The sequence below is a fragment of the Parasphingorhabdus sp. genome, assembly GCF_048267785.1.
Taxonomy (GTDB): Bacteria; Pseudomonadota; Alphaproteobacteria; order Sphingomonadales; family Sphingomonadaceae; genus Parasphingorhabdus.
Map to the genome: position 1 here is coordinate 367,607 of NZ_JBLWWU010000001.1, position 26,981 is coordinate 394,587.

The 26,981-nt window shown below is 56.2% G+C and carries 18 protein-coding genes and 1 tRNA gene; 7 read left to right on the forward strand and 12 right to left on the reverse strand.

Annotation, left to right across the window (positions count from 1 at the left end; translation table 11 throughout):
* Positions 1-244: 244 nt before the first annotated feature.
* Genes ACN0VD_RS01730 through dcm form a run of 3 tightly spaced genes read right to left on the reverse strand, consistent with a single transcriptional unit; the run spans position 245 to position 3,170 of the window.
* Positions 245-1,465, reverse strand: coding sequence for a type II restriction endonuclease (locus ACN0VD_RS01730; RefSeq protein WP_417590940.1), 1,221 nt, complete (start codon positions 1,463-1,465; stop codon positions 245-247).
* On the reverse strand, positions 1,466-1,918 hold the full coding sequence (locus ACN0VD_RS01735) for a very short patch repair endonuclease (protein ID WP_417590942.1): 453 nt from the start codon (positions 1,916-1,918) through the stop codon (positions 1,466-1,468).
* A complete protein-coding gene (gene dcm / locus ACN0VD_RS01740) occupies positions 1,911-3,170 on the reverse strand; it encodes a DNA (cytosine-5-)-methyltransferase (protein WP_417590944.1) in 1,260 nt (419 codons plus the stop codon). The genes ACN0VD_RS01735 and dcm overlap by 8 nt, the downstream gene beginning before the upstream one ends.
* A 156-nt stretch (positions 3,171-3,326) precedes the next feature.
* Between dcm and ACN0VD_RS01745 the strand changes: the two genes are divergently transcribed.
* Positions 3,327-3,503, forward strand: a complete 177-nt coding sequence (locus ACN0VD_RS01745; protein ID WP_417590946.1) for a hypothetical protein — start codon at positions 3,327-3,329, stop codon at positions 3,501-3,503.
* Between the two features lie 155 nt (positions 3,504-3,658).
* On the forward strand, positions 3,659-5,080 hold the full coding sequence (locus ACN0VD_RS01750) for an OprO/OprP family phosphate-selective porin (protein WP_417590948.1): 1,422 nt from the start codon (positions 3,659-3,661) through the stop codon (positions 5,078-5,080).
* 324 nt (positions 5,081-5,404) lie between these two features.
* Here the strand turns inward: ACN0VD_RS01750 and ACN0VD_RS01755 are convergent, their stop codons facing one another.
* From ACN0VD_RS01755 to ACN0VD_RS01770, 4 genes are all read right to left on the reverse strand, one after another.
* Complete coding sequence (locus tag ACN0VD_RS01755) at positions 5,405-6,451, reverse strand: substrate-binding domain-containing protein (RefSeq protein ID WP_417590950.1); 1,047 nt, start codon at positions 6,449-6,451, stop codon at positions 5,405-5,407.
* Between the two features lie 156 nt (positions 6,452-6,607).
* Positions 6,608-7,231, reverse strand: a complete 624-nt coding sequence (locus tag ACN0VD_RS01760; protein ID WP_417590952.1) for a GNAT family N-acetyltransferase — start codon at positions 7,229-7,231, stop codon at positions 6,608-6,610.
* Between the two features lie 21 nt (positions 7,232-7,252).
* Entirely contained in the window at positions 7,253-9,781 is a 2,529-nt protein-coding gene (locus ACN0VD_RS01765; protein WP_417590954.1) for a penicillin-binding protein 1A, read from the reverse strand.
* Positions 9,782-9,889: 108 nt separating this feature from the next.
* A complete protein-coding gene (locus ACN0VD_RS01770) occupies positions 9,890-11,134 on the reverse strand; it encodes an N-acetylmuramoyl-L-alanine amidase (RefSeq protein ID WP_417590956.1) in 1,245 nt (414 codons plus the stop codon).
* Between the two features lie 521 nt (positions 11,135-11,655).
* Here ACN0VD_RS01770 and ACN0VD_RS01775 point away from each other — a divergent pair.
* The 3 genes from ACN0VD_RS01775 to ACN0VD_RS01785 all read left to right on the forward strand — a co-directional run bounded on the left by ACN0VD_RS01775 (position 11,656) and on the right by ACN0VD_RS01785 (position 16,775).
* Entirely contained in the window at positions 11,656-14,385 is a 2,730-nt protein-coding gene (locus ACN0VD_RS01775; protein ID WP_417590958.1) for an Rne/Rng family ribonuclease, read from the forward strand.
* 119 nt (positions 14,386-14,504) lie between these two features.
* The gene (locus ACN0VD_RS01780) at positions 14,505-15,905 is read left to right on the forward strand and encodes a M48 family metalloprotease (protein ID WP_417590960.1); all 1,401 of its coding nucleotides are present in this window, start codon (positions 14,505-14,507) and stop codon (positions 15,903-15,905) included.
* 84 nt (positions 15,906-15,989) lie between these two features.
* The gene (locus ACN0VD_RS01785; RefSeq protein ID WP_417590962.1) at positions 15,990-16,775 is read left to right on the forward strand and encodes a DsbA family protein; all 786 of its coding nucleotides are present in this window, start codon (positions 15,990-15,992) and stop codon (positions 16,773-16,775) included.
* Between the two features lie 10 nt (positions 16,776-16,785).
* Here ACN0VD_RS01785 and ACN0VD_RS01790 read toward each other — a convergent pair whose 3' ends face one another.
* Together ACN0VD_RS01790 and ACN0VD_RS01795 are read right to left on the reverse strand one after the other, a co-directional pair.
* Complete coding sequence (locus ACN0VD_RS01790) at positions 16,786-17,460, reverse strand: RlmE family RNA methyltransferase (protein WP_417590964.1); 675 nt, start codon at positions 17,458-17,460, stop codon at positions 16,786-16,788.
* Positions 17,457-18,569 (reverse strand): Ppx/GppA phosphatase family protein, encoded by a 1,113-nt coding sequence (locus tag ACN0VD_RS01795; RefSeq protein ID WP_417590966.1) that lies wholly within the window; start codon positions 18,567-18,569, stop codon positions 17,457-17,459. Before ACN0VD_RS01795 ends, ACN0VD_RS01790 begins: the two co-directional genes overlap by 4 nt.
* A gap of 323 nt (positions 18,570-18,892) precedes the next feature.
* On the opposite strand from ACN0VD_RS01795, the gene ACN0VD_RS01800 reads away from it, so the two are divergent.
* A tRNA-Gln gene (locus ACN0VD_RS01800) sits at positions 18,893-18,966 on the forward strand.
* Between the two features lie 424 nt (positions 18,967-19,390).
* A complete protein-coding gene (locus tag ACN0VD_RS01805) occupies positions 19,391-20,437 on the forward strand; it encodes a tetratricopeptide repeat protein (RefSeq protein WP_417590968.1) in 1,047 nt (348 codons plus the stop codon).
* A 145-nt stretch (positions 20,438-20,582) separates the two neighbouring features.
* Here the strand turns inward: ACN0VD_RS01805 and ACN0VD_RS01810 are convergent, their stop codons facing one another.
* From ACN0VD_RS01810 to gltB, 3 genes are read right to left on the reverse strand one after another with little or no spacing between them, the layout of a single operon-like run.
* Entirely contained in the window at positions 20,583-20,855 is a 273-nt protein-coding gene (locus ACN0VD_RS01810; protein ID WP_417590970.1) for a hypothetical protein, read from the reverse strand.
* 10 nt (positions 20,856-20,865) lie between these two features.
* Positions 20,866-22,302, reverse strand: a complete 1,437-nt coding sequence (locus ACN0VD_RS01815) for a glutamate synthase subunit beta (protein ID WP_417590972.1) — start codon at positions 22,300-22,302, stop codon at positions 20,866-20,868.
* A gap of 21 nt (positions 22,303-22,323) precedes the next feature.
* Positions 22,324-26,976: a glutamate synthase large subunit gene (gltB, locus tag ACN0VD_RS01820; RefSeq protein ID WP_417590974.1), complete on the reverse strand. Its 4,653-nt coding sequence runs from the start codon at positions 26,974-26,976 to the stop codon at positions 22,324-22,326.
* Positions 26,977-26,981 lie beyond the last annotated feature (5 nt).

A 26,981-nucleotide genomic window follows, 5' to 3' on the forward strand; every position in this document is an offset into this window, starting at 1 on the left:
TTGAAGGCCTCCACGATCCTCCCCGTCGCGCAGCAATGGGGAGGTGGCGCGCCAAAGGCGCGACGGAGGGGCCGGTGCGGCGGGAAGCACCCTCCGATAGGTTGCGTGAACCGTTGAAGCGACCGCCAAGCCCGACCACCCCCTCCACCATCCTGCGCATGGTCCCCCTCCCCACCGCTGTGTGGCGGGGAGGATGGTCGGTCCCAATCAGCGTATACTGCGACCCTCGTCGCGACGAACAACCCTAGATGAGAGCCCGCTTTTGGACTTCAGCTATAAACTCTGAAAGATCCATCAACCATTCCTGCTGACTTTGCTTATAGGTTGCGTGAAGCTTCTTCGGCACCACCAACCGCAAAGACTTCGCTTGCATCTCATCGGTCTGGTTCTCTGAAATGCCTGGCTCCAAGGTCAAAAGGTGTTTTTGGTCAATCCTCTCCGCTTCGGACAGTACTTGTCGCCACCTATCTTTCAGAGTCGATTTTGCGCCAAGCATTAAAAGTTGTGATGATGGAAATTCGGGGTCATGGTATTCCACCTGCCCAGGGAACAGAAAATCAGGACGGTTCCTATTTTCCGTTAACGCACCTCGTTGGTATTTGAGACCAAACTCCTTGAACGCCGCATCAAGATGGTTTTCTAATGCATGACCAGCTCTAGATTTTCGACGGTTTTGAACGGTAAGCGAAAATTTTATAAATCCTTCTACATCTGCTCCACCATGATCAGTAAAGCCACTTTTGATCCGATCGCCAACGATATGCCGTTCTAGCCTGCTGAAAAGTTGAATTTCGCGATCAATCCATTCAAGCACTGCGATATCGGGAGAATCCTTTGCACTGATCTCTGGCAGAGATGATCTCGCAAGCTCGGAGATTACTTTAGTAGTTGGAAATTCGAGCCCAAAAGGTTCTATTAATCGATCCAACATATCCCCTTCCGGCTCTTCTGGATCGATTTCTAGTGCCTCAAGAATGTAGCGAGCGGCGAAATCAAGCTGCGCATCATGATCACCCTCAACCGGCTGATAGGAAAATTGCAACGATTGCTGATCATCCAAACCAAAAAGCCATAATAGCTGATTGTACATCGTACTTCCGCTCGGAGTAATAATCACCATTGCATCACCGCTGCTCCGGATCGCAAGAAAGAATGTGTCATCTGGCTGCATTAAGTCGGTGACATCATTGCTAGCATAATAGAGACGGTACTCTGTGCGGGTCGGATGATTGCGACGGGCATCGTACCAACTGACTGTACCATCCACTGGAATTGCTTCCTGCTCCCCGTTAATCCAAATAAATCTCGTGGGAATATTTTTCCGATCGGCGTCACCTAATAATCGCCGAAGCTCCGCCGAACCGTTGAACTCATGCTGATTTGAAGTCTGCGGCATAGTCTCAACTTGGCTAAGTCGTTTTAAAGCGATTCCCAAGAAATGCTCAGAAAGATATCCTCTCTTCATTCAACTTCCTTCGATCACCATTAATCGTTCATGAGAGTGCAGCCAATTGGCACACATCGAAATCAGGCCGTCATATGGCAGGCGCGTTTTTCCCTTCAACGCGCATTCCCAAACAATACAAACACGCCAGTCCGCATCTAAAAGGGATACAATGGTTCTCTTGTCCACTTCTCCATTGCGATCAAATTTCTTTTCCCAGAAATCAGTTCGGGTTGATGGCATCCTAAAAAGATGACAATTGTGGCGATGCCAAAAACATCCGTGGGCAAAAATGACGCCTTTATAACGCGGGAAAACGATGTCGGGCGTACCTGGTAAGGACTTGTCGTGTAGCCTATAACGGAAACCCATTTTGTGCAGTCCTGTCCGCAACAAAAGTTCAGGCTGGGTATTATTTGATCTAATTCCCGACATCATCCGACTGCGAGTTTGTGCAGTGACGACGTCAGCCATTTGCGGACCTCAGGTTCTCCTCAAATCCATTCACGGATGTCGGTGCAGTCACGCTAGTAGCCCGTGAGACCCGCAATGCAGATGCAATATGAGGCTTCATAGCGTTTGCTAAAAATTCAACAACAGGAACAACAACCGCATTCCCAAACTGACGATATGCTTGCGTGTCCGAAACCGGAATTTTCCAATCCCGCGATCCCCGTTGAAACCCCATAAGACGGGCGCATTCCTTGGGGGTGAGACGCCGTGGCCTCGGTCCAGGCTGCTCAATCAGAATTTCAGAACCATCTTTATAGTAACGCGCAGACAACGTCCGTGCGACGTCCTCGGGACCAAACAAGCTAAAACCGAACCCATTACCTTTAGCGGCATGCTTGGCTTTATATCCCTGCAAATATTCCCATAGCTTTGGAGTGAGCGTGTATTTCGGGTCAACTATCTGATGTGGATCAAGAATGCTCCCCAATTTAGGATTGAACTGACTTTCAGGTAAATCCAGAGCGTTCAAATCGAACTCCGTCGGATCCCGAAATCCAACAATAAAAATCCGCTCCCGTTTCTGCGGGACCCAATGTTCAGCACTGATAACACGTGTTTGAACCTTATAGCCCAATTCGTTTTCTAGAACATTCATTATTGTTTTGAATGTCCTACCTCTATCATGACTTTTCAAGTTTTTGACATTTTCAAGCACAAACGCTGCGGGCTTATGATGGGCAATAATTTGTGCAGTGTCAAAAAAGAGTGTTCCTTGGGTATCGCAAAGAAAACCATGTGGCCGGCCCAATGAGTTTTTCTTCGAAACACCCGCTATTGAAAAGGGCTGGCAGGGAAAGCCTGCAAGCAGAACATCATGAGACGGGATTTTTTCAGGATTTTCCGAAAATTCCCTAATGTCTCCTGCAATCTCATGGTTATCGCGGAAGTTCACAGCATAAGTTTCTTTAGCATACTTATCCCATTCAGAAGTAAAAACGCAGTGCCCACCGATTCCTTGAAAGCCAATCCTCAATCCACCGATACCGGCAAAGAGGTCGATGAAATTAAACGTAATGTCCCCTGACTTAACCTCTTTCACTGGAGCAAGACTAATAATCGTTTCTAAAGCACTGAATACAGCAGCCTTGGGTTCGATCTCTCCTCGCTCCCAACGGTAGATTGTGCTCGGGGAATATCCAAGCTGTGCAGAAACTTCATCGACACTGACCTGTGCCTTTTGGCGAAGCCGGGAGAAGGCTGATTCGTTGCTCATATATTTCCTCTGGGACATTTTTTGGCAATATGACCAACATTGTCCCAGCTAGCAAGAACAAATAGTGAATAAAATAGCCCATAGAGCCTCTCCACTTTACCCGATCGCCAGCATTCGGCATATCCCTCGTATACAATCCACCGGAAAGCCCACCCCATGCGCACCCGCCTCGCCATCTGCCGCAAGAAAATGCGCTTTGCCAGCGAAGCCGACGCGATAGCCGCGGCACAGAGCGCAACCATCACCCTCCGTCCCTATCGCTGTGACCGCTGCCGACACTATCATCTGACCAGCCGGACCAAGGGCAAGCGCAGACTGCCCGCGGTTGATTGAGGCAGGGCCGCGCCACGGCACTGACCGTCGCGAACGCAGCGTTGACAGCTCCCTTCCCCCTGTCACAAACATGCAATAAATTTGCCATGAAAGAGAAACGCTACCGTCATAGATCGCTCTTCGATTGGAACGGAACGCAACAGATAGGCGATCTTATGACGAAGCAGATGCTCAAGACCCTCGGCCTGATGACCGGCAGCGCGATGATCGCGCTTGCCCCGGCCAGCGCCATGGCGGCACCTCTATCCGAAGCGCAGGCGACCGCCTTGCTGGCGAAGATGAACCAGCTTGAACAGGAAATCGCCGACCTCAAATCACAGCTTGGCAATTTGCAGCAGACGCAGCAGGCTTCCGCGCAGGCGACAACCAGCGCGATTGCAGAGACCAACGCGAAACTGGCGGCGACCGAAGCGAAGGTCGAACAGCCAGCACCAGTCAAGATCGCCTTCAAGGGCGCGCCGGAGATCAAGGGCGACGCCGCTGATGGTTCGGGGGGCTGGAGCTTCAAGCCGCGCGGCCGGATGCTCTATGACTTTGGAACCGTGAGCGCACCGGATTCAATCAATGATGCAGGCCTTGGCTTTGCCAATGAAGCGCGGCGCATCCGGCTTGGTGCTTCTGGTTCGATCCCGGGCGGTTTCGGCTACAAGCTGGAAGCGGATTTCTCTGGCGGCACCGTCGAGATGACCGATGCCTTTCTAACCTATGAAGATGGCGGGCTGACGATTACCGCGGGACAGCACAACACGTTCCAGGGCCTGGAAGAGCTGTCGAGCAGCAATGACACCAGCTTTATCGAGCGGGCCGGCTATACCGATGCCTTTGGCTTTGAACGGCGGGTCGGACTTTCGGCGCAATATGGTGCGGGCATCCTGCTGCTCCAGGGCGGGGTGTTCACCGACAATATCACCGATCTTGGCGATGACGTGAACGACAGTATCGGTTTCGACCTGCGCGCCGTGGCGATGCCAAAATTTGGTGGTACCCAGGCGCATTTCGGAGCCTCCTATCATTATCGCGATCTCGGCGATGCGATCACCGCCCAGCGCTATCGTCAGCGACCGGCGGTGCATTTTACCGACACGCGCTTTCTCAACACCGGCAATATCGATAATGCAGAATCGGAAACCAGCATCGGGCTGGAAGCGGCGGTGATCAGCGGGCGCTTCCACGCGGCGGCAGAGACCCACTGGCTGACGCTGAACCGCAACGCCAATTTCGCCGATCCGACCTTTTTCGGTGGCTCGGTCGAAGCGGGTCTTTTCCTGACCGATGACACGCGCGGCTACAAGGAAGGCGTGTTCAAGGGAGTCAAGGTTTCCAATCCCATCGGCAAGGGCGGCATCGGTGCCTGGCAGATCAATGCCCGCTATGATCGTCTCGACCTGACCGACAGCGGTTTTGTCGGCGGCACCCAGGACGCCTATCAGGCCTCGCTGATCTGGACCCCGGTCGATTATGTCCGGTTCATGCTGTCTTACGCCAGGCTCGACTATAGCGACGCTGCGATCGCGGCGGCAAGCGGCAACGACTATAGCGTCGACAGCCTCGCCGGCCGTTTCCAGATCAGTTTCTGATCCCCGCCGCCACTTGCAGCACCGCTGCGGCTGGCGGTCTTCGATAGCAGAAGGATCCGATCACAAAAGGGGGAAGATGTCCGCGAGCCTTCCCGCGGACATCGTCGCCCTTTTGTTATGCCGCCCGTTCCATATGCCCTTGTGGTGACGGAACGATGGTCCCGTCAGCCTCTCCCGCATCGCCCGGACAAGGCAGAGCTTCGCCGCCCACCGCCATCCCGCACAAAAATGGGGGCCGTTGTTGCCAACAGCCCCCTCGAAAATCGCCACCATCTATCTAGTTCGTGCGGCGATCCACTCTTGTGTCAGTTGCTTGCGATCCGCCTATTGCAGCACGTCCTTCTTGAGGACCGGCAGATTCTTGGTCACGTCCATCATCGCGGCGCGGGTTTCGTCGGGGGACGCGATCAGGCCGGTCTTGACCAGATAACCGTCTCTCGTGCCCGCCTTGACGAACTCGGTAATAAATTCCTCGATACCGGGAATCACACCGACATGCTGTTTTTTCACATAGATATACAGCGGACGGGCGCCGGGATATTCGCCGGATGCGATCACGTCATAAGCGGGCACAACACCGGAAATGGCGATGCCCTTCACCGTGTCCAGATTCTCTTCCAGAAAGCTGTAACCGAAGATACCGACCGCCTTGGGGTTGGACTTCAGTTTCTGGACGATCAGATTGTCATTCTCGCCGGCATCGAGATAGGGTCCGTCGGTGCGGATGTCGTGGCAGATCGCCTCATATTCATCCTTGTTGCTGTCCTTGAGCGCCTTGGTCGCGGGATCGGTCTTGCAACCGACTTCCATGATCAGCTCGGTCAGCGCATCACGGGTGCCCGATGTTGACGGCGGGCCGTAGACGCTGATCGGCATGGACGGCAGAGATGGATCGATGTCGGACCAGTTCTTGTTGGTATTTTCCTTGCCAAAAGGCTTTGCCGCAATCGCCCGGTAAATCTGTTCGGGGGTCAGTTCAAAACCGACACCTTCCTTGGACTGCGCGACCGCGAGACCGTCGATGCCGATGTTGATTTCGACAATGTCGGTGACGCCATTGGTCTGGCACAGGTCAAATTCGGATGCTTTCATCCGGCGCGATGCATTTTCAATATCGGGCGTGTCCGCGCCGACGCCGGAACAGAACAGGCTCATGCCCGCACCGGTACCGGTTGATTCAAGAACCGGAGCCTTGAAGCTGGTCGAATTGACAAAATTTTCCGAAACGGCCTTGGCGAAGGGAAAGACGGTCGAGGAGCCGACGATCCGGATCTGGTCCCTGCTGCCGCCGCCGCCCGCGCCGCCGGCCTGGTTTTCGCAGCCGGCCAATGACAGCGAAGCCAGTGCGATAAGTGCAATCTTATTTTTCATCTCACATTCCTTTGTCCAGGGTTGATCCCGCCATGAATATATGTGCGCAACCTTTCCTGACCGCGATCTACGGATGCTCAATGACCATTGAATTACAGAAATATTTCACAATTATTGCAGTGAGCCGGCGTGATGGCTTTGCGCAATATGACGGGGTCAGCGAGGCAGCCGCTTCATCGCCTCAAGCGGCGGACTGTCGGGCCGCGCGTGCAACAGTTCGACCCGTTCAAAACCCAGACTGGCATAAAATCGCCGGTTCGCCGGATTGCTGTTCTCGAGATAGGCCATCGTACCGCTGCGGTCGCAGGCGTCCAGAACCGGTGCAATCAGACGCCGGCCCAGCCCCCTGCCCCGTCCCGCGCTGGCGACACCAACGGTGAAGAGATAGGCATGCGGCTCCGTCGGATGATGCTGTGCCATGGTGTCGCCCGCCGCCTTGCCACGCTGCAACGCGCCAAGGCCGCCACTGGCAAGCAGGCCCCAATAGGTTTGCAACATCCCGGTCAGTGACGCTTCGGGATTGTCCCCGGGAAGCAACCACATGGCAGCCGCACGCATGACACCTTCCTCGGAGAGTATCTGGCAAAAACCATTGGGCGCGTAGATATGCCGCGCCAGATTGGCAAAAGTCCGCTGCATCGGGTCAAAGCCGCCAAACAGCCAGTTGTTGAACGGATCATCGCGGAAGGCATCGGCCGTGATATCGCCAAGCGCAGCGACGCTCTCTGTGCCGACCGTCTCAATCCCGTGAACGGACGCGATGTCCGATACCGTCAGCATCGGCGCGCGAAACGGTGAGCGCTAATAGATACCACCTTCGGCCTGCAGGAATTCATCGTCATTCTGCGCCGGACTGCGATTGCGATTGGCTTCTGCCGCCCGCGCCTTTTCCGCTGCGCGCTGAGCAATCAACTGGGCCTTGCGGGCTTCCAGACGAGCCAGAAGTTCATCCTTGCGGATCGAACGGCGTGGTTCGGTTTCGGGTTTGAAGACGTCCCATATAACCGCAGATTTCGGATCATCAGTCGGCCATCCGCCATAGACGCGCTTGCCGGACCTGCGATCAACACGCACCATCCGCACGCCCTTGGGCGCAACGAACGGCGTTTTTGGCATCCCGGCCATCGCTTTCTCGGCAAAGCGGCGGAAAATCGGTGCGGCCAGCGTACCGCCCTGGGCATAGCCGCCCATATTGCGCGGCTGGTCATAACCGAGATAGACGCCGGCCACCATGTCGGGTGAACCGCCAACAAACCAGACGTTGGTCGGACCGCTGGTGGTTCCGGTCTTGCCGAAGAGCGGCCGGTCGAGACTTTTCAGATTTTGCGCCGTACCGCGGGTGATCACACCCTGCATGATGTCGACCATCTGATAGGCCGTTATCGGGTCCATCAGCTGTTTTCCGACGGGACGCGGACGCGGCATCGGTTGTCCGTCCCAGTCACGCATATTGCAGTTTTCACAGACCCGCTTGTCGGCGCGAAAAATCACCTTGCCGTGACGGTCCTGGACAAAGTCGATCACCGTGGGCTTCAGTTCACGGCCATGATTGACCAGCATGGAATAGGCATTGGTCAGCTTCATTACCGTTGTATCACCGGCGCCCAGAGCGAAGGCCAGATAGGGCTTATAGTCACCGATGCCCATTGTCTTGATCGTCTTGACGACATTTTCCATACCGGCATCATTGGCCGCACGCACCGTCATCAGGTTGCGGGATTGCTCGACGCCCCAGCGCAATGTCTGTTCACCCGCACCGCGCGAACCGCCAAAATTCCGGAAACATTTACGCCCCAGCGCCGCCGATTGATAGACGCAGAAAGGTTGGTCGGCGATCAGCGTCGCCGGAGTCATGCCCTGGTCCAGCGCGGTCGCGTAAACGAAGGGCTTGATTGTCGAGCCCGGCTGACGTTCGGCCTGCGTGGCGCGATTGAACGAACTCATCCGGTCGTCAAACCCGCCCTGCATCGCCCATATCCGGCCGTTGCGCGGATTCTGCACAACCATTCCGCCGGAGACTTCCGGTACATTTTCCAGCTTGTAGCTACTTCCGCCCAAAGGACTGACGGCGATAATATCGCCGACCTTCAGAGCGCTGGGTACGGAATTTATCCGGCCCGTGGTGCCATCACCGAAGCCGATCTCCGCACCGCCTCCGGTTACCCGAATCGCAACCGCGATCTGCCAGTTGGCATAATCCGTATTGATAAAAGTCGAGTTCAGTCGCTGGGCCCATTTCTCGTCGATCTCGATCTTGTTGATCGGACCGCTCCAACCCTTGCCGCTGCTGTAACGCAACAATCCGCTTCGCAGAGCATCTTTGGTATATTCCTGCAGCTTTGGGTTCAGCGACGTGCGCACCCACAGGCCTCCGGAATAGACGCTGTAAGGGCCGGCTTTCTCGCTATCGCCAAATTGCTCGATCAACTGGCGCCGTACTTCCTCGATAAAATATCCGCCCACCCGTTCAAAACGGGGCCCGGAACGGGAAATGGTACCCAGTGGCTGTGCGATCGCGGCTTCATATTGCGCAGAGGTGATCCAGTCATTGTCGCGCATCCCGCCCAACACCCAGTTACGCCGGTTGATCGCGCGTTGTTCGTGCGCTTCGGGGCGATAGTTGGATGGCCCTTTGGGCAGGATCGCCAGATAGGCGATTTCATGCAGCGCGAGCGCATCGACATCTTTGCCAAAATAGGCCTGTGCTGCAGCCTGAACACCATAAGCATTGCGACCAAGGAATATCTGGTTGAGATAGAGCTCGAGAATCTCCTCCTTGGTCAGCACATCCTCGATCCGGTAGGCAAGGATCGCTTCGCGCACTTTTCGGCGATAGGAAACTTCGCTGCTGAGCAGCAGGTTTTTCGCAACCTGCTGGGTAATGGTTGAGGCGCCAACCGGTCGACCACTATTGGTGATATTGGTCAGAATCGCTGTCGCTATACCCGGATAGTCGAGTCCGCCATGTTCGAAAAAGGTGCGGTCCTCAGCGGCCAGATAGGCGCGGACCAGAAGCGCTGGATATTCGGAGAATTCCAACTGCACCCGCCGTTCGCGGGCATAGCTGTGGACAGGCTCGCCATCATAGGCGCGGACCATCGTTGGCAAGGGCGGCTCATAGGTTTGCAGCGCCCTCGCATCGGGCAGATCACGGGCAAAGATCACCCAGATCAGCAGCCAGCCCAGAACGCACAAGGCGAGAAAGGCCACGAGCAGTCGGAACCATTTCTTTTGCCACAAATTTTCGATCCGCTCGAAAAAGCTGCCTGTGCTTCGTTCCAGCTTGTAAGCGAGGCTTTCTCCAGCCGTATCGGACGCATCTTTTACCATAGGCGCGTTATCTAAACCGCCTCGCGTGCATTTTCCAGCGAATATCTTTTAAAATCTTGCACCGCGTCAAGGCGGCGGCAAGGGATATCTTTACCGCTGAAAAATATTCTATCGCATCGCCAGTTTTCGGGCGAAATGTGCCTCTATTGCGCTTGCCACACCCGCTGCGATCTGGCTGCGGCCCTGACGTGAATTCAGAAAGGCAACATCATCCTTGTTGGTAAGATAGCCCGTCTCGAACAACACAGACGGCGTATCCGGTGACTTGAGCACAACGAATGAGGCAAAACGATGCGGGATTTTGCGGAAAGTCATCTGCCGGCTGCTTTCACGATGCAGCAATTTGGCAAAATCTGCGGACACGTTCATGGTTTCGCGCTGAGTCAAATCGATCAGGATTGATGACACATCCTGTGTCGCGCCGCCGAGATTAACGCCGTTGATGATATTGGAGCGGTTTTCTCGCGCTGCCAGCTTGGCCGCTTCGCGATCAGAGGCGACTTCGGACAAAGTATAGACCGTTGCGCCCGAAGCGTCCTCATTCCCGGCGGCATCTGCATGAATAGACATGAACAGGTCAGCATCGAGCCGGCGCGCTATGCCATAGCGTTCCTCGAGCACCAGAAATTCGTCGCTATCCCGGGTCAGCGCAACCCGAACCCGGCCACCGGCAACCAGCCGGTCGCGGATTGCCCGCGCGATGGCGAGCGTCACATTCTTCTCGCGTGCGCCGCCGTGGGGGGAGATCGCCCCGGGATCATGTCCGCCATGTCCGGCATCAATGACGATAAGGGGCCTGCTCGGATCATTCGGTCCGTATATTTTCGGTAGACTAACCGTATCGCGCGGCTTTCCCAACGGCACTTTGACACTATAGCTTTGCCTGGGCGGCTCAGCCCGAAAATTCGCAGGCGGCAGAAAGGACTTCCGACCCAAGGCAATCTGATTCTGACCAACCGACCGCAGGCTGAGCTTCAGGCTTTTGCCATCTTTCGAAAAACCGCCATCGGTGATCACCGCTGGCCGGTCCAGATCAAAAACTATCCGGGCGGTATTAAGATTATATTGTCCCTGCCGTACAGACTTAACAATACCGGACGCATAACCACCCTGCCCGGCCTTGCCACCGCGAATATCGATCGCAATACGGTCTGGCCCGACCAACGAGAAGGTCGAGGCCCCTTCGACAAGGTCATCAAAAGAAACGGTTATTTGCGAGCCGCGCGCTTCGATCCGACTCACCGAACCCGCCTGGGCCGGTTGAGTCATCAGCAATGTGGACATAAGGATGGATGCCAGCACCATGGCCTGCTTATGCCCCGCAAGGGCCTTTTTGGTCCAGTCAAATTTCATCGATTCTGGCTTCCTGACTAATCACAGCTAAAAAATGAAGTGAAGAAGCCATTAAGGAAGGTTTCGTAAGGCGCCGTAAAATGACGCAGTTAACAGCGTATTAAGCATGAACCCTCTCACGGCGGCATTAAGGGGTATGTTTCAAACTGGTTACAGTTTGTGTTGCCGATCAGCGCGAGCGGTGCTACCAAGAGTTTCGGATCATTCGGGAACAAACCTGAAACGGTCCTTCTAAATGCCGGAAATCATTCGGCATCTACCAGGTTGACGCAACATGAGGCATGAAATCTCCGGCTTTGAAGCTCTCCGTATCGGACGTGCTTCCACAGGCGGAACGACTTTGGCTACGGGCCAAGGCCATGCAGTTGTTGCAGACGCAATTTTATCTGAAATATTTCAAATCAACCGGATAACGCCGCCCGCCCCTCATCAAAGGACCGCGCGCAAACACCCGTTATCCCTATCATATCGCATGGCCCCGCCGGGCTTCGGCTCTCTGCGCCATGCCAGGAGACTATTGAATGACAACGCGCATGCTAATCGACGCGCGCCACCAGGAAGAAACCCGGGTGGCGGTCGTAAAAGGGAACAAAATTGAAGAGTTCGATTTTGAATCTTCCGAGCACAAACAACTTAAAGGCAATATATATCTAGCGAAAGTAACCCGGGTCGAGCCGTCGCTTCAGGCTGCTTTTGTGGATTATGGCGGCAATCGCCACGGATTTCTCGCCTTTTCCGAAATCCACCCCGACTATTACCAGATTCCCAGAGAAGATCGCGAAGCGCTCCTCGCCGAGGAAGCGGAACACGCGGCCGAGGAAGCTGCTCTGCGCGCGCAGGAGGAAGAAGAGGACGACTCGCCCGCTGACATGGTGCGCAGCGAAGCCACGGAAGAGCTCGACACCGCGCTGGTCGAAGTCGATCAGGATGAAAGCGTCGACACGATTGACGTCACCGAAGGCGAAATCCCGGTAGAAAATGCCGACGACGAAGAAGATGATGACGAGGATGAGGATGAGGATGAAGAATCCCAAACCGACTCGCCGGACGAAAATAGCACTAACAAGGGCAAGAGCGGCGGGCGTCGCGGACGCGGTGGTCGCAACACACGCGGTCGCGGCAAGGGCAGCATGCCTAAAGCCAGCGATCAGGCCCGTCAGAAGCGCATGGCCCTGCGCAAACGCTACAAGATTCAGGACGTTATCCAGCGGCGGCAGGTTGTCCTCGTTCAGGTCGTCAAGGAAGAACGCGGCAACAAGGGCGCGGCCCTCACCACCTATCTCAGCCTGGCCGGTCGCTATTGCGTGCTCATGCCGAACACCTCCCACGGCGGCGGGATCAGCAGGAAAATCAACAATGCCGGTGACCGCAAGCGGCTGAAATCGATCATCTCCGACCTGAACTTGCCGAGCAGCATGGGTTGCATTGTCCGCACCGCCGGCCTTTCCCGTACCAAGCCGGAAATCAAGCGAGACTTTGATTATCTCGCGCGTCTCTGGGACGAAATCCGCGAAAAAACGCTGAGCGCGACGGCCCCGAGCCTGATCCACAGCGACAGCGATCTTATCAAACGCGCGATCCGCGATATTTACAATCGCGAGATCGAGGAAGTGCTGGTCGAAGGGGCAAGCGGCTATACCGCGGCAAAGAATTTCATGAAACTGCTGATGCCGAGCCACAGCAAGCGGGTGAAAAGCTACGCCGATCCGGTTTCCCTGTTCCAGCGCTATGGCGTCGAGGATCAGCTGTCGGCCATGTATTCGCCGGAAGTACAGTTGAAATCCGGCGGCTATCTGGTGATCAACCCGACCGAGGCCCTGGTGTCCATCGACATCAACTCGGGACGCTCAACCCGCGAACACGGGATCGAGGCAACGGCGGTCAAAACCAATATGGAGGCAGCCGCCGAAATCGCACGCCAGTTGCGCTTGCGCGATATGGCCGGCCTCGTGGTCATCGATTTCATCGACATGGACCGCAGCAGCAATGTCCGCAAGGTCGAACGGGCGATGCGCGATGCGCTGAAAAACGACCGTGCACGAATCCAGGTTGGACGGATTTCAAGCTTTGGCCTGATGGAAATGAGCCGCCAGCGCCTGCGCACCGGCGTGCTCGAAGCCTCGACCAAGGTCTGCCCGCATTGCGAAGGCACCGGACTGGTACGGACGGCATCCTCCTCTGCCCTGTCCGCGCTCCGTCTGCTCGAGGAAGAAGCAGCCAAGGGCAAAGCCAGCATGATCAGCCTGCGCACCAGCCAGGAAGCCTGTATCTACGTGCTGAACAGCAAGCGGCATGAAATCGAGGATATCGAGCAACGCTACGGCGTCTCGATCGAGATCGTGCCCGACGGCGAAACCGAAGGCGCGCGGATGGAAATCCAGACCTCCGGCAGCCCGCCGAAGAACATGCCCAAATTCGAACCCATTGTTGACGATGACGATGATGACAATCAGGCAGACGAAGCGAATAGCGGTGAAACGGGTGCCCGTGGAAATCAGGAAGACGGCGGCGAAAAGCCGAAGCGCAAACGGCGGCGGCGCGGAAGACGCAACCGCGGCGGCGACCGCCCGGAAGCTAGCGCTTCGGACAATAGCGGCGAAAACAACCAGGGTAATGACGGCGAGAACAAGAGTCAGGCCGCCACACAGTCCGATGATGCGGATGCCGGTGACAAGGAAGAAGCGCCGAAACCACGCACCCGCCGCCGCAGCGCGCGCAAGGCGGATGCTGCACCGGTTGCCGCTGCCGAAGGCGAAGCGAGCGAGCAAGCCGAAGAACAGCCGCAAGCCGAAGCCAAACCACGCAGCAGACGCCGTTCGGCCAAAAGCGACACCCCGGCTGAACAGCCAGAGGCCAGCACCGAACCGCAAGGCGAAGCGGCTGAAGAAAAACCGAAACGCCGCCGCGCTCCGCGCAAAACCAAGGCAACGGCCGCTGCACCTGCTGCTGAAGCCACAGATGCGGCCTCCGAGGAAAAGCCGCCGGTAAAAAGAGCGCCGAGAAGCCGCGCCAAAAAGGCCGATAGTGCGGAGGCGTCTGATAACGCCCCTGCTGACAAGGCCGCGGACAAGGCCACCGCTGATAAAGCGCCCACGCCAGCGGCAAAAGAAAAAGCGCCTGCAAAACCGCGCAAATCGAGAGCCGCTGCCAAGCCAAAAGATGAGGCCGTGGCCAAGACGTCCGACAGCGACGCGACCACGTCGAGCGATGGAGCGCCCCGGCAAGGCTGGTGGCAACGCACGTTCGGATAATGAAAACAACGCCGTTCCCGCCTGGATATCCGGTGGGAGCGGCGCTATTTTCATCTACGGTTCAGGCGTGTAATGTCAGGAGAGAAAGCTCCTACCGGACTTTCAGGCTGAGGATTTTCATGCGCAACAAGCTTGCTGTTTCATTCCGCCGCTCCGGCCTGCCTGTTTTCGGCGGATTAACCCGATTGATGGTGGCCTTTTTGGCGATGGTTTCGATCATCGTGCAACCCGTTGCGGCCCAGTCGATATTGCGTGATGCCGAAACCGAAGCACTGTTCACCGATATGGTTTCACCACTGGTGGCGGTATCCGAACTGGACGCGGACGAAGTCGAGGTGGTCCTGCTCAACGACGATCAGGTCAACGCTTTCGTTGCTGGCGGCCAGCGGATTTATATCTATTCCGGCCTGATCGAAACAGCCGACAGCGCCAACGAAGTGCAAGGCGTTATGGCCCACGAACTGGGTCACATCACCGGCGGGCATATCATCCGTTTCAACGAAGGCGTCAAAACGGCTACCGGCATCACCATACTCAGCCTGGTCCTCGGCGCTGCAGCCATTGCTGCCGGAGCCGGAGACGCCGGAATGGGGATATTGGCCGCTGGCCAGCAAGCCGCCATGGGGAAATTTCTGGCCTTCAGCCGGGTGCAGGAACGTTCTGCCGATTCCGCCGGTGCGCGCTATCTTTCCCAAGCCGGCATATCCGGCAAAGGTTCGATCGATTTTTTCAAGAAATTGCAGAATTATGAATTCCGCCTCGGCATTCCACAGGAGGACAGCTACGGACGCACCCATCCTCTATCGGGGGAACGGGTCACTCTGCTGAGAGACGTGTACCAAAAGGATCCCGCCTGGGACAAACCGTCCGATCCGGAAATCGAGACCCGATTCAAACGGGTAAAGGCCAAGCTCCTTGGCTTTACCGCCGACCCGACGGTGACCCTGCGCGAATATCCCGAAAGCGATCAATCGGTCCCTGCCCGCTACGCTCGTGCCTATGCCTGGCACAAAAGCGCTTATCCGGACCGGGCGCTCTATGAGGTCAACAATCTGCTCAGCTCCGCGCCAGATGATCCCTATTTTCTTGAGCTGCAAGGCCAGATCCTGCTCGAATCCGGCAAGCCCGACGAAGCGTTGAAATCACTGCGCAAATCGGTGCAACTGACCAACAACCAGCCGCTGATCGCCAGCCTTTTCGGCCACGCCCTGATCGCCACCGAAGACGAACAATATTTTGACGAGGCCACACAGGTTTTGAAAGCCGCGGTTAACAAGGATAATCGCAACCCCTTTGCCTGGTATCAGCTGGGTGTGGTCTATTCGCGCCAAGGCGATATGCCGCGCGCGCAACTGGCGACCGCAGAAAGCTCGATGCTGCAGGGCAATTATGCCGCCGCCATTCGCAGCTCCCAGATCGCCATGGCCGGGATATCGGAAAATACGCCTGACTGGATAAGGGCACAGGATATATCCTTCATAGCCAAGGCCGAATACGAGCGAAGTAACAAGCGCCGCTGAGCCTGATTCCTCCGCAAAAGCCATTTGGGCTGGACAAGCCATACAGCCATGGCCAATGGCTTCCTGCAACGAAAGAACCTGATTGTGGACGATAATAAAAACGGAAAGTGGATGATTATGGCGGGCGGCACACTGGCCCTTGCGGCAGCATTGGGCATATGGTTCTGGCAGGCGGGCAGCGTCTCCTCAACCGAAGCGGCCAGCGAAGCTGCGCTGGCTGCGGGCATCGATGCCCAGGAACAAAAAGCCATCGAGGCGATTGTACGCGACTATATCCTGAAAAATCCCGAGATCATTCCCGAAGCGGTGGAAATATTGCAAAATCGCCAGAAGTCCTCTGCCATCGATGCGGTGCGCGCACAGATTGAAAAACCCTTCGCCGGAAATGCCTTTGCCGGCAATCCCGATGGCGATGTCATTGTCGTGGAATATTCCGACTTCAACTGCCCTTATTGCAAGCAGACCGAACGCGATCTCGCCAGGCTGATCGCGGAAGACAAGAATGTGAAGGTCGTTTTCCGCGAACTCCCGATCCTCAGCGAGGCCAGCAATGACGCAGCGTTAATGGCGCTGGCGGCCGCCAAACAGGGAAAATATTACGCCTTCCATAAGACCATGTTCGCCACCGGTCGCCCGACACCTTCGACGATACAGGCAGCGGCCAACGAGATCGGCCTGGACATGGACGCAGCTCGCGCCTTTATCGCTTCGCCAGAAGCAAAGAAGGAAATCGAAAATAATATCGCCGTTGCCCAGCAGATGCGTTTTACCGGCACCCCCGCCTGGGTGATCGGAGATCAGTCGGAAGTCGGCGCAATCGGCTATGATGGCCTGAAAGAAATGGTCGCGAAGGCACGTGCGGCAAAATAAGTGCGAGCGATCAGGCTGGATCGGGGTTACCCTTGAACCCCTGGGCGATCACATACCATTCTGACGATCCCTTGCGGCTCGCTGGTGGCTTGGCGTGTTTCACCACGTCAAAATGCTTCTTGAGCAAGGTCAGCAGATCATTGTCGGTTCCGCCCGCCAATACCTTCGCGACAAAATTTCCACCCTTTTGCAGATTTTCAACCGCAAAATAGGCGGCCGCCTCGACCAGGCCCATTGTCCGCAGATGATCGGTCTGCTGATGGCCGACCGTATTGGCAGCCATGTCCGACAATATCAGATCCGGTTTGCCGCCCAGCGCTTCGATCAGCATATCCGGCGCGGCTTCATCCATAAAATCCATCTTGAAAATCGTAACCCCCTCGATCGCGTCGACATCAAGCAGATCAATTCCCACGATCGCGGCCTTGGGCGAATATTTGCGTATCACCTGGGCCCAGCCACCCGGCGCGATGCCGAGATCGACCACCGCCCTGGCGCTGCGCACCAGTTTGAACCGTTCGTCCAGCTCCAGCAATTTATAGGCGGCACGCGAGCGATAGCCCTCTGCCTTCGCCTGTTTGACATAGGGATCATTGAGTTGTCGTTCGAGCCAGCGCGTCGATCCGATTTTGCGGCCCTTGGCCGTCTTGACCCGCTGCCTGGTTCCTGATCGTCCCCGGCTCATCGGACGATGCGCCGTTCGTTGGCCGACATCAGCGAGCGCAATATGCCCTCGCGAATGCCGCGATCCGCCACGCCCACACGGGACGCAGGCCAGATATCCAGAATCGATTCCAAAATCGCGCAGCCGCCGACCACCAGATCGGCACGCTCCCGCCCTATGCATGGAATATCGGCCCGCTCGTCCGGTGAAACATGCGCCAGCATATTGCTGATTTCCCGCATCGATTCTGCCGGAACGATCAGGCCGTCGATGACCTTCCGGTCATATTGCGGCAATTTCAGGTGCAGGCTGGCCAAGGTGGTCACCGTACCGCTGGTGCCCAGCAAACGGTAGTCACACTCGTCGGGCCGCGGCAATCGCTCAGCAAAACCGGCGAAACTATCTGCCACCCGATTCCGCATATTGGCAAAGGCTTCGCCGCGCGCGACAGGATCATCGGCATTGAACTTCTCGCTTTCGGTCAGTGAGACCACACCCCACGGGACGCTCAGCCAGTCGATAATTTCCGGTGCCGAGCCGGTCGTGTCGACCAGCACGAGTTCAGTCGACCCGCCGCCAATATCGAAAATGAGCGCCGGGCCTTCGCCGGGTTCAAGCAATATCTGACAGCCAAGTACGGCCAGCCGCGCTTCTTCCTCTGCGGTAATCACGTCGAGCGCGATCCCGGTTTCACGGCGGACCCGTTCAATGAACTTGTCACCATTGCTCGCCTGCCGGCAAGCCTCGGTGGCCACCGATCGGGCGAGCGTCACATTGCGACGGCGCAGCTTGTCGGCACAGATCGACAAGGCGGCGACCGCCCTGTCCATCGCCCGGCTGCTGATCCGGCCCGTTTCTACCAACCCCTCGCCCAGACGCACGACGCGCGAGAAGGCATCGGTAACGATGAAACCGTCTGATGAAGGTTTGGCCACCAACAACCGACAGTTGTTGGTGCCCAGATCAATCGCCGCATAGGACCGCAATTTGGGCCAACGCGCCGTTCCCGGATGGACCGGAGGCGCAGTTCGACTCTGACCTTTATGTGTCGCCGCATGGTTTGGGCGGGATTTCCTTGCGGATGACCCGCCTGTTACATCTTGCGGCGATGGGGACACTCGATCCGCCATAACCGTAACTCTTATGTTCTCCGGATCGGATAATACCGCCGGTACTTGCCCTTGAAGATAACGATACGGCCCCCGTGACGCAAGGGCCGGTAACCTTGTTCCACGTAAAACATGACATGCGGCTGCAAATTACGCCCCGCGGAAGCGATCCGGGCGGAATATCGCGATTTATTGGCCATCACAAAGCTCCGTTTCGCCACAATTTCGGGTCAGGCGGGATATAATTGTAAAAACGCCCTGGAACGGGAAAGTCCGTCACGACCAAAATAGCACCAAAAGGCTTGACCAAAAGCCGCGCGCTGCCTATTGCCCCGCACCGGCACTCCCCTGTCGTATAATGGTAATACCACGGACTCTGACTCCGTTAATTGAGGTTCGAATCCTCACGGGGGATCCAATTTTTCTCATATAAATCGTTGGTTTTGATAAATTTATATCAATGCGACCTGGTGCGCTCCCAATTCGCGCAGCCGATGTTTTTGGGCTCAGCGCATTCCCGACTGGCCTCGCACGGCGACGGGAATCCCTATTCGCGATAACACATTGGATTGACGATGGTTTCCCCGTCGACAAGCGCCGAAGTGCCCCCTCAATTGGGCAAAGCCAACTCTCCCTTCGCGCTTGCCGAAAGTGAAAGTCCGATAATGTGAATGAGCGCAAGTGGGTGGTTAGCGGACATTGAAACTTGCAAGGATTGATGGCAGAAAAATCCAGGTAGCGGACGCTAAGTTTGTCTGCAGTACAATGGCGGCGCTAAACACACTTGTGTTGGTGCAATCTCGGGCTAACAATCATCATTCGCGTTTTGGGGCTACCAATCTATGATGTGGGTTCGAATATTTGAACTTTTTGCTGTCGCCGGATTTGCTGGCCTGTCATTCCTTGGTGTTCACATCATGCAAGGCGGTAAGAAGTCGGCTATCATTGTCGCAATCCTTGCATCTGTTTCTCTGCTTTTCATCAATACTGTTCTCGAAGGCGAAACCGGAAAAGGCATTGCCCTTACCGCCTATTGTGAGGTGAGAGACTGCAAAACTGGACGGCTTGCAGGTTCTTCCGCTTCAGAATTGAGCGAATTTTTAGATGGCTTTGATGAAGAGCGATGGCAAAACACCAACTCAACGGAAATATTGGCCTCTGCACTCGAATTATACGACAAGAAAACATTGATTGATTTGGCAAAAGCTGGAGATTCCCGCGCCGCCAGACTGGTTGGAGCCGCATATTCCATTGGCATGCACAATTTTAAGAAAAATTCTCTTCTCGCTCTCCAATTCAATCAGATTTGTGCTGACGAAGGCAGCCGAAGTTGTATGCACAATCTAGCTGCTGAATACTATAAAAGAGGCTCCAAAAACCCGTCAGAATATACGAAAGCTTCCTACTGGTATCATAAAGCCGCTCGCCTTGGAGAGCTGAACTCGCATGCCTCCCTTGGGTCACTCTACTACTACGGTAGAGGGGTTAAACAAAATTATGCTGAAGCTAAAAAATACCTGAAATATGCGACTGACAATGGCGCTAAAGCCCACGCTTATCTGCTTGGAGATATTTATGAGTTTGCACGCAGTTATCCTTTTAGAAAAATAGAGTTATTTGACAATCAAATAGATTCTCCCGATCCTAGATTTGTCGATTATCCAAACGCTATCAAATATTATCGGATCGCTGCCCAGCAGGGCGACCAATCAGCCCAGGTCAGGCTTGGCTTCATCTACGAGTACAGGCTCAAAAACAAAAATGAAGCAATCAGATATTACACTATGTCTGCCAAACAAGGCGGTGTGTTTGCCCAAGAGGCCTTGCAGCGGATGGGTATTACTGTCGAAACGGAAGTGCCAGAAGACATTGTTTTCGCAGATGACTGAAGCAGGACGGCCCCGGAGATTGCCCTACCTCGCTATTGATTGGGAATGCTATCGGTGAAAAAATGAGCAGTAAAACTGCAACTTGATAGCTTGCAGTGAACAACGTCTGCTTTTGCACACATTTCGGCTGTTAGGCTAGGATTGATCATGTGATCATTTTTTGGGGCGGAAGCTGACCGGCTGTTTTTATTTCTTCCCTCACCGGTTCGAGGAGCAAGCGCTGGAGAAATAACTGATACCAGCCGGCAGGAACGATTCCGCGTGCGCGCGTCCGTCCGCCGGTCAGGAAATGCAGCAGTCCCGCGACCAGAAATAGCGGAATGCCGAGACCGATCACCGCCAGGCTTTGCCGAATAGGCACAAGCAGAGCGGCTATGCAGATGGCTCCGTAAAACCAGATCGCCAAGGCAGTCGCCACAGTCGCTCTCTCAGCGCGGCAACAGGCTTTCGCCCATCAACTGCAAGTCGACCGCGCGGGCGCACTGACGGCCCTCGCGGATCGCCCATACCACCAGGCTCTGGCCGCGGCGCATATCGCCACAGGCGAAAATGCCGGGCTTGCTGGTGGCATAGCTGGTAACATTGGCAGCAACATTACCGCGCGCGTCCAGCTCCACTTCCGACTGGTCGACAAGCCCCATTTTGCGTGGTCCGACAAAACCCATGGCGAGCAGGATCAGATCGGCCTTGATGGTGAACTCACTGCCGGCGATTTCCTGCATCTGGCCGTCGACCCATTCGAGACGAATACATTCGAGGCCTTCGACTTCACCGTTGGTCCCGACGACCCGTTTGGCGAGGATCGACCAGTCGCGTTCACAGCCTTCGAGATGGCTGGACGAGGTCCGCAGTTTCAGCGGCCAGTCGGGCCATGAGAAGGTCTTGTCTTCCTTCTCGGGCGGCTTGGGCATGATTTCGATCTGGGTGACCGAAGCGGCGCCCTGACGATTGGAGGTGCCGACACAATCCGACCCGGTGTCGCCGCCGCCGATGACGATGACATGCTTTCCGGTCGCGGTGATGGTACCGCGCGGAGCGGCGCGCATTTCATCGTCGCCGGCGTTGCGCTTGTTCTGCTGCGCGAGGAATTCCATTGCCAGACGCACGCCGGCCATTTCATAGCCGGGAATATCGAGCGTGCGCGGCTTTTCCGCCCCGCCGGACATGACCACGGCATCGTAATTTTCCTGCAGCGATTCCACCGAAACGGTCACACCGACTTCGGCGCTGGTCCGGAATTCGACGCCTTCCGCTTCCATCTGCACGAGGCGGCGGTTGATCAGATGCTTTTCCATCTTGAAGTCGGGGATGCCATAGCGAAGCAGGCCGCCCATCCGGTCGCTCTTTTCAAACAGGGTGACATTATGGCCGGCGCGGGCGAGCTGCTGGGCGCACGCCATGCCGGCGGGGCCAGAGCCGACAACCGCGACCGATTTTCCGGTTTTTTCTTCGGCAATCTGGGGTGTTATCCAGCCTTCTTCCCATCCACGATCAACAATGGCGCATTCGATGGATTTGATGTTCACCGGTACATCGTCGATGTTCAGCGTGCAGGCGGCTTCGCAAGGCGCGGGACAGATGCGGCCGGTAAATTCCGGGAAATTATTGGTCGATTGCAGGGATTCCAGCGCGTTTTTCCAGTCACCTTCATAGACCAGATCATTCCAGTCCGGGATCAGATTGTTCACCGGGCAGCCGTTATGGCAGTAAGGGATACCGCAATCCATGCAGCGTGCTGCCTGATCTCTGAGATCCTTTTCCGGTAACGGAATGGTGAATTCCCGATAGTTGGTCAGCCGTTCCTTTGGATCGGCATAAGTCGCTTCTTTGCGATCAATCTCGAGAAAGCCTGTTACTTTACCCACGGTCTACTCCAATATCTTCAATTATTCTGCAGCAACGATAGCGTCGAGACGCTCGGCTTCGAGTTGTTTCAGCGCTGCGGCATAGTCGCGCGGCATGACCTTCACGAAGCGACCAAGAGCCTCGTCCCAGTTGTCGAGAATTTCGGTTGCCCTTCTGCTGCCGGTATGGAGCTTGTGACGCTCCAGCAATATCCGCAATCGCGCGGCATCATGATAGAGCATGTCCCCCATGCCATAGTCACTGACATCGACGGGAAGCTGCTGTGGCAAGGTCGTGCCTTCGCCATCATCCGCGTCGGCATCAATCGTCTCGATATCGACCATCGCCATGTTGCAGCGCTGACGGAACAGACCGTCCTCGTCATAGACATAGGCGACACCGCCGGACATGCCGGCCGCGAAATTGCGCCCCGTCTTGCCCAGCACGGCGACGACACCACCGGTCATATATTCGCAGCCATGATCGCCGGTGCCCTCGACAACCGCAACCGCGCCGCTGTTGCGCACGGCAAAGCGTTCGCCGGCAACACCGTTGAAATAGGCTTCACCGGCAACCGCGCCGTAAAGCACGGTATTGCCGACGATGATATTCTCGGTCGGATTGCGATCGACATGGGTCGGTTGCTTGACCACGACGCGACCGCCGGAAAGCCCCTTGCCGACATAGTCATTGGCATCGCCGACCAGTTCGGCCGATATCCCGTGCGCCAGAAACGCGCCAAAGCTCTGGCCTGCAACGCCTTCGAACGATAGCTGGATGGTGTTGTTCGGCAGACCCGCGTGGCCATATTTTTTAGCGACTTCACCCGAGAGCATCGCGCCGACCGTCCGGTTGACGTTCTTCACCTTGCGTTCGATTTTGACGGTCTGGCCGTTGTCCAGAGCCGGAGCGGCTGCCGCGATCAGGTCTTTATCCAGTGCAGCTTCAAGACCATGATCCTGCATTATCGTATGGTGCAACGGTTCTCCCTCATCAAGCACGACCTGATGCAACAAGCGTGACAGGTCCACCCCTTCCGCTTTCCAGTGGTCCAGCGCCTTTGTCATATCGATTTTGTCGACGCGCCCGACCATTTCTTCTATCGTGCGGAAGCCCATCTCGGCCATGATCTGACGCAATTCTTCGGCGACGAAGAAGAAATAGTTGATCACATATTCCGGTTGTCCGGTGAATTTCTTGCGCAATTCCGGATTTTGCGTTGCGACGCCGACCGGACAGGTATTGAGATGGCATTTGCGCATCATGATGCAGCCCGCGGCGATCAGCGGTGCGGTAGCAAAACCGAATTCGTCGGCCCCCAACAGCGCCCCGATGGCAACATCGCGACCAGTGCGCAGACCGCCATCGACCTGCACCGATATTCTCGACCGCAGTCCGTTGAGCAGCAAGGTCTGCTGCGTTTCCGCCAGACCGATTTCCCATGGCGAACCGGCGTGAGTCAGCGATGTCAAAGGCGAAGCGCCGGTGCCGCCGTCATAGCCGGAAATGGTCAGGTGATCCGCCCGCGCCTTGGAAACACCGGCAGCAACCGTGCCGACGCCCACTTCGGAAACAAGTTTCACCGAGATGCGCGCGCCGGTGTTGACGTTTTTCAGATCATGAATCAGCTGGGCGAGATCCTCGATCGAGTAAATGTCATGATGGGGTGGCGGCGAAATCAGGCCAACGCCCGGGGTCGAGTGGCGAACCTTGCCGATATTCTTGTCGACCTTGCTGCCGGGCAGCTGCCCGCCTTCGCCGGGCTTCGCGCCCTGCGCCATCTTGATCTGGATATCGTCGGCATTGACGAGATATTCGGCGGTGACGCCAAAGCGCCCGCTGGCGACCTGCTTGATCGCAGAGCGCATGCTGTCGCCATTGGCCATCGGAATGAAGCGATCCGGTTCTTCGCCACCTTCTCCGGTATTGGATTTTCCGCCGATCCGGTTCATCGCAATCGCGAGCGTGGTATGGGCCTCCCGGCTGATCGAACCAAAGCTCATCGCGCCCGTGGCAAAGCGTTTCACGATCTCGCTTGCAGGCTCCACCTCATCGATGTCGAGCGGCTCGTCGAGCTTTTCAAGCTGCATCAACCCGCGAATGGTCAGCAGATGTTCGCTCTGTTCGTTGATCGACTTGGCGAATTCGGCGTAGTTTTTCGGATCATTGCCGCGGACTGCATGCTGCAGATTCGCAACATTGGCTGGCGTCCAGGCATGATCTTCGCCACGAATCCGGTACCCATAGATACCGCCGACATCGAGCATGTTCTTGTAGATCGGATTATTCCCATAGGCTTCGGTATGCCGATAGACGGTCTCTCCGGCGATCTCCGCAAGCCCGACGCCTTCGATCGTGGTTGCTGTGCCGGTGAAATATTTCTCGATAAATTCACTCGACAGGCCAACCGCATCGAAAATCTGCGCGCCGCAATAGCTTTGATAGGTAGAGATGCCCATTTTCGACATGACCTTCAAAATGCCCTTGCCGATGGCCTTGATATAATTTTGCTCCACCTCCTGCGTCGTAAAAGGAAGATTACGGCGAACGCGGATTTCCTCCAGCGTTTCAAACGCCAGATAGGGATTGACCGCTTCGGCTCCATATCCCGCCAGCACGCAGAAATGGTGCACTTCCCGTGCTTCACCGGTTTCGACGACAAGTCCGGTCTGCATTCGCAGGCCCTGACGGACCAGATGATGGTGGACGGCTGCGGTTGCCAGCAGGGCCGGCATCGCAATCCGGTCCGCCCCTTTGGCGCGGTCGGAAAGAATGAGAATATTGCGATCGGCGAGCACCGCTTCGGTTGCCGCCCAGCACATTTCCTTGAGTGCCATTTCGAGACCGGCAGCGCCAGTCTCGGCATCCCAGGTGATATCGATGGTTTCGGTCCGGAAAGCGCCATCCAGAGCCTCTTCCACCGAGCGGATTTTCAGCAGATCCGCATTGGTCAGTACCGGCTGGTCAACTTCGAGCCGCTTGTGCGTCCCGGCATCATGACCGAGAAGATTGGGACGCGGCCCGATCATCGAGACCAGAGACATCACCAGTTCCTCGCGGATCGGATCGATCGGCGGGTTGGTCACCTGGGCAAAATTCTGTTTGAAATAATCGTAGAGCAAGCGCGGTTTGCCGGATAGAACGGCAATTGGCGTGTCGGTGCCCATTGATCCAATCGGGTCCATGCCGTCACTGGCCATAGGTTCCAGAAATTTGGTTATATCTTCTTGCGTGAACCCGAATGCCTGCTGACGATCAAGCAGCGTCGCTGGGTCGCCCGCTCCTGTTGCTGTCTGTGCATCGACATCGTCGAGATCGTCGAGATCGAGGTCTTTCAGGTTATATTGCGTGGATTCCAGCCATTTTGCATATGGCTTGGCTTTGGCGAGATCGGCCTTGATCTCTTCATCTTCGATGATCCGGCCCTGCTCCATGTCGATGAGCAGCATCTTGCCGGGCTGCAAGCGCCATTTGCGGACGATATTGTCTTCCTTGACCGGAAGCACGCCGGATTCCGACGCCATGATCACATGGCCGTCGTCGGTGACGCAGAAACGGGCCGGACGCAGACCGTTGCGGTCCAGTGTCGCGCCGACTTGCCGCCCGTCGGTAAAGGCGACCGCAGCCGGGCCATCCCATGGCTCCATCAGTGCGGCGTGATATTCGTAAAAGGCTCTGCGATCGGCGTCCATCGTCGGATCGCCGGCCCAGGCTTCGGGAATCAGCATCATCACCGCGTGGGGCAGCGAATAGCCGCCGGCGATCAGCAGCTCGAGGGCATTGTCGAGACAGGCGGTATCGGATTGGCCGTGCGGGATCAGCGGCCACATCTTGTCGAGATCGGCGCCCAACAGATCGGACTCCATCGTCCGGCGACGGGCGTTCATCCAGTTGACATTGCCCCTTACCGTGTTGATCTCGCCATTATGCGCGATGAAACGATAGGGATGCGCCAGTTTCCACGACGGGAATGTATTGGTCGAAAAGCGCTGATGGACCATCGCCACGGCTGATGTGGTCAGCGGGTTGTTGAGATCCTTGTAGAAGGATCCGACCTGATCGGCGAGCAGCAGCCCCTTGTAGACAATCGTTCTGGTCGAGAATGACGGCATATAAAATTCGGACAGGCCCGGCATTCCCATTTTTTCGGCAAGGCCATCAAGCGGATTATGCGCCTGCTTGCGGATCGCGAGGATTTTGCGTTCGAATGCGTCCTGATCGGCGATCGATTCGCCTTTGCCGACGATCATCTGGCGAATCAGTGGCATCTGGTCGAGCACGGCTTTACCGATGCCGGTTGTATCGATCGGCACGTCGCGCCAGCCGATCAGGACCTGCCCTTCCTTGGCGATGAATCGTTCAAAATGTGTCGTCGCAAATTCCGCTTCAGCCGGGTCCGACGGAACAAAACACATCGCAACGGCATAGTCCCCGACAGCCGGCAGGGTCAGCCCTTCGGTTTCCGCCCAATCCCGCAGCAGCGCGTCTGGAATCTGCAATAATATCCCGGCACCGTCACCCAGCAGCGGGTCGGCACCGACCGCACCGCGGTGATCGATATTGACCAGAATCTCGAGTCCACGTTTGACCGTGAGATGCGATTTCTCACCCTCAATATTCGCGACAAAACCGACGCCGCATGCGTCATGTTCGTTGTTTGAATCGTACAGGCCTTGCCGTGGCGGGAAACTCATATTCC

What these genes read in the sequence shown, in the direction of transcription:
- gltB (WP_417590974.1), bottom strand. Translation starts at nt 26,976, where the DNA reads ATGAGTTTCCCGCCACGGCAAGGCCTGTACGATTCAAACAACGAACAT.
- ACN0VD_RS01795 (WP_417590966.1), bottom strand. Translation starts at nt 18,569, where the DNA reads ATGGCGGATCGAGTGTCCCCATCGCCGCAAGATGTAACAGGCGGGTCA.
- ACN0VD_RS01780 (WP_417590960.1), top strand. Translation starts at nt 14,505, where the DNA reads ATGCGCAACAAGCTTGCTGTTTCATTCCGCCGCTCCGGCCTGCCTGTT.
- ACN0VD_RS01750 (WP_417590948.1), top strand. Translation starts at nt 3,659, where the DNA reads ATGACGAAGCAGATGCTCAAGACCCTCGGCCTGATGACCGGCAGCGCG.
- ACN0VD_RS01755 (WP_417590950.1), bottom strand. Translation starts at nt 6,451, where the DNA reads ATGAAAAATAAGATTGCACTTATCGCACTGGCTTCGCTGTCATTGGCC.
- ACN0VD_RS01805 (WP_417590968.1), top strand. Translation starts at nt 19,391, where the DNA reads ATGATGTGGGTTCGAATATTTGAACTTTTTGCTGTCGCCGGATTTGCT.
- ACN0VD_RS01760 (WP_417590952.1), bottom strand. Translation starts at nt 7,231, where the DNA reads ATGCTGACGGTATCGGACATCGCGTCCGTTCACGGGATTGAGACGGTC.
- ACN0VD_RS01790 (WP_417590964.1), bottom strand. Translation starts at nt 17,460, where the DNA reads ATGAGCCGGGGACGATCAGGAACCAGGCAGCGGGTCAAGACGGCCAAG.
- dcm (WP_417590944.1), bottom strand. Translation starts at nt 3,170, where the DNA reads ATGAGCAACGAATCAGCCTTCTCCCGGCTTCGCCAAAAGGCACAGGTC.
- ACN0VD_RS01730 (WP_417590940.1), bottom strand. Translation starts at nt 1,465, where the DNA reads ATGAAGAGAGGATATCTTTCTGAGCATTTCTTGGGAATCGCTTTAAAA.
- ACN0VD_RS01775 (WP_417590958.1), top strand. Translation starts at nt 11,656, where the DNA reads ATGACAACGCGCATGCTAATCGACGCGCGCCACCAGGAAGAAACCCGG.
- ACN0VD_RS01765 (WP_417590954.1), bottom strand. Translation starts at nt 9,781, where the DNA reads ATGGTAAAAGATGCGTCCGATACGGCTGGAGAAAGCCTCGCTTACAAG.
- ACN0VD_RS01735 (WP_417590942.1), bottom strand. Translation starts at nt 1,918, where the DNA reads ATGGCTGACGTCGTCACTGCACAAACTCGCAGTCGGATGATGTCGGGA.
- ACN0VD_RS01745 (WP_417590946.1), top strand. Translation starts at nt 3,327, where the DNA reads ATGCGCACCCGCCTCGCCATCTGCCGCAAGAAAATGCGCTTTGCCAGC.
- ACN0VD_RS01770 (WP_417590956.1), bottom strand. Translation starts at nt 11,134, where the DNA reads ATGAAATTTGACTGGACCAAAAAGGCCCTTGCGGGGCATAAGCAGGCC.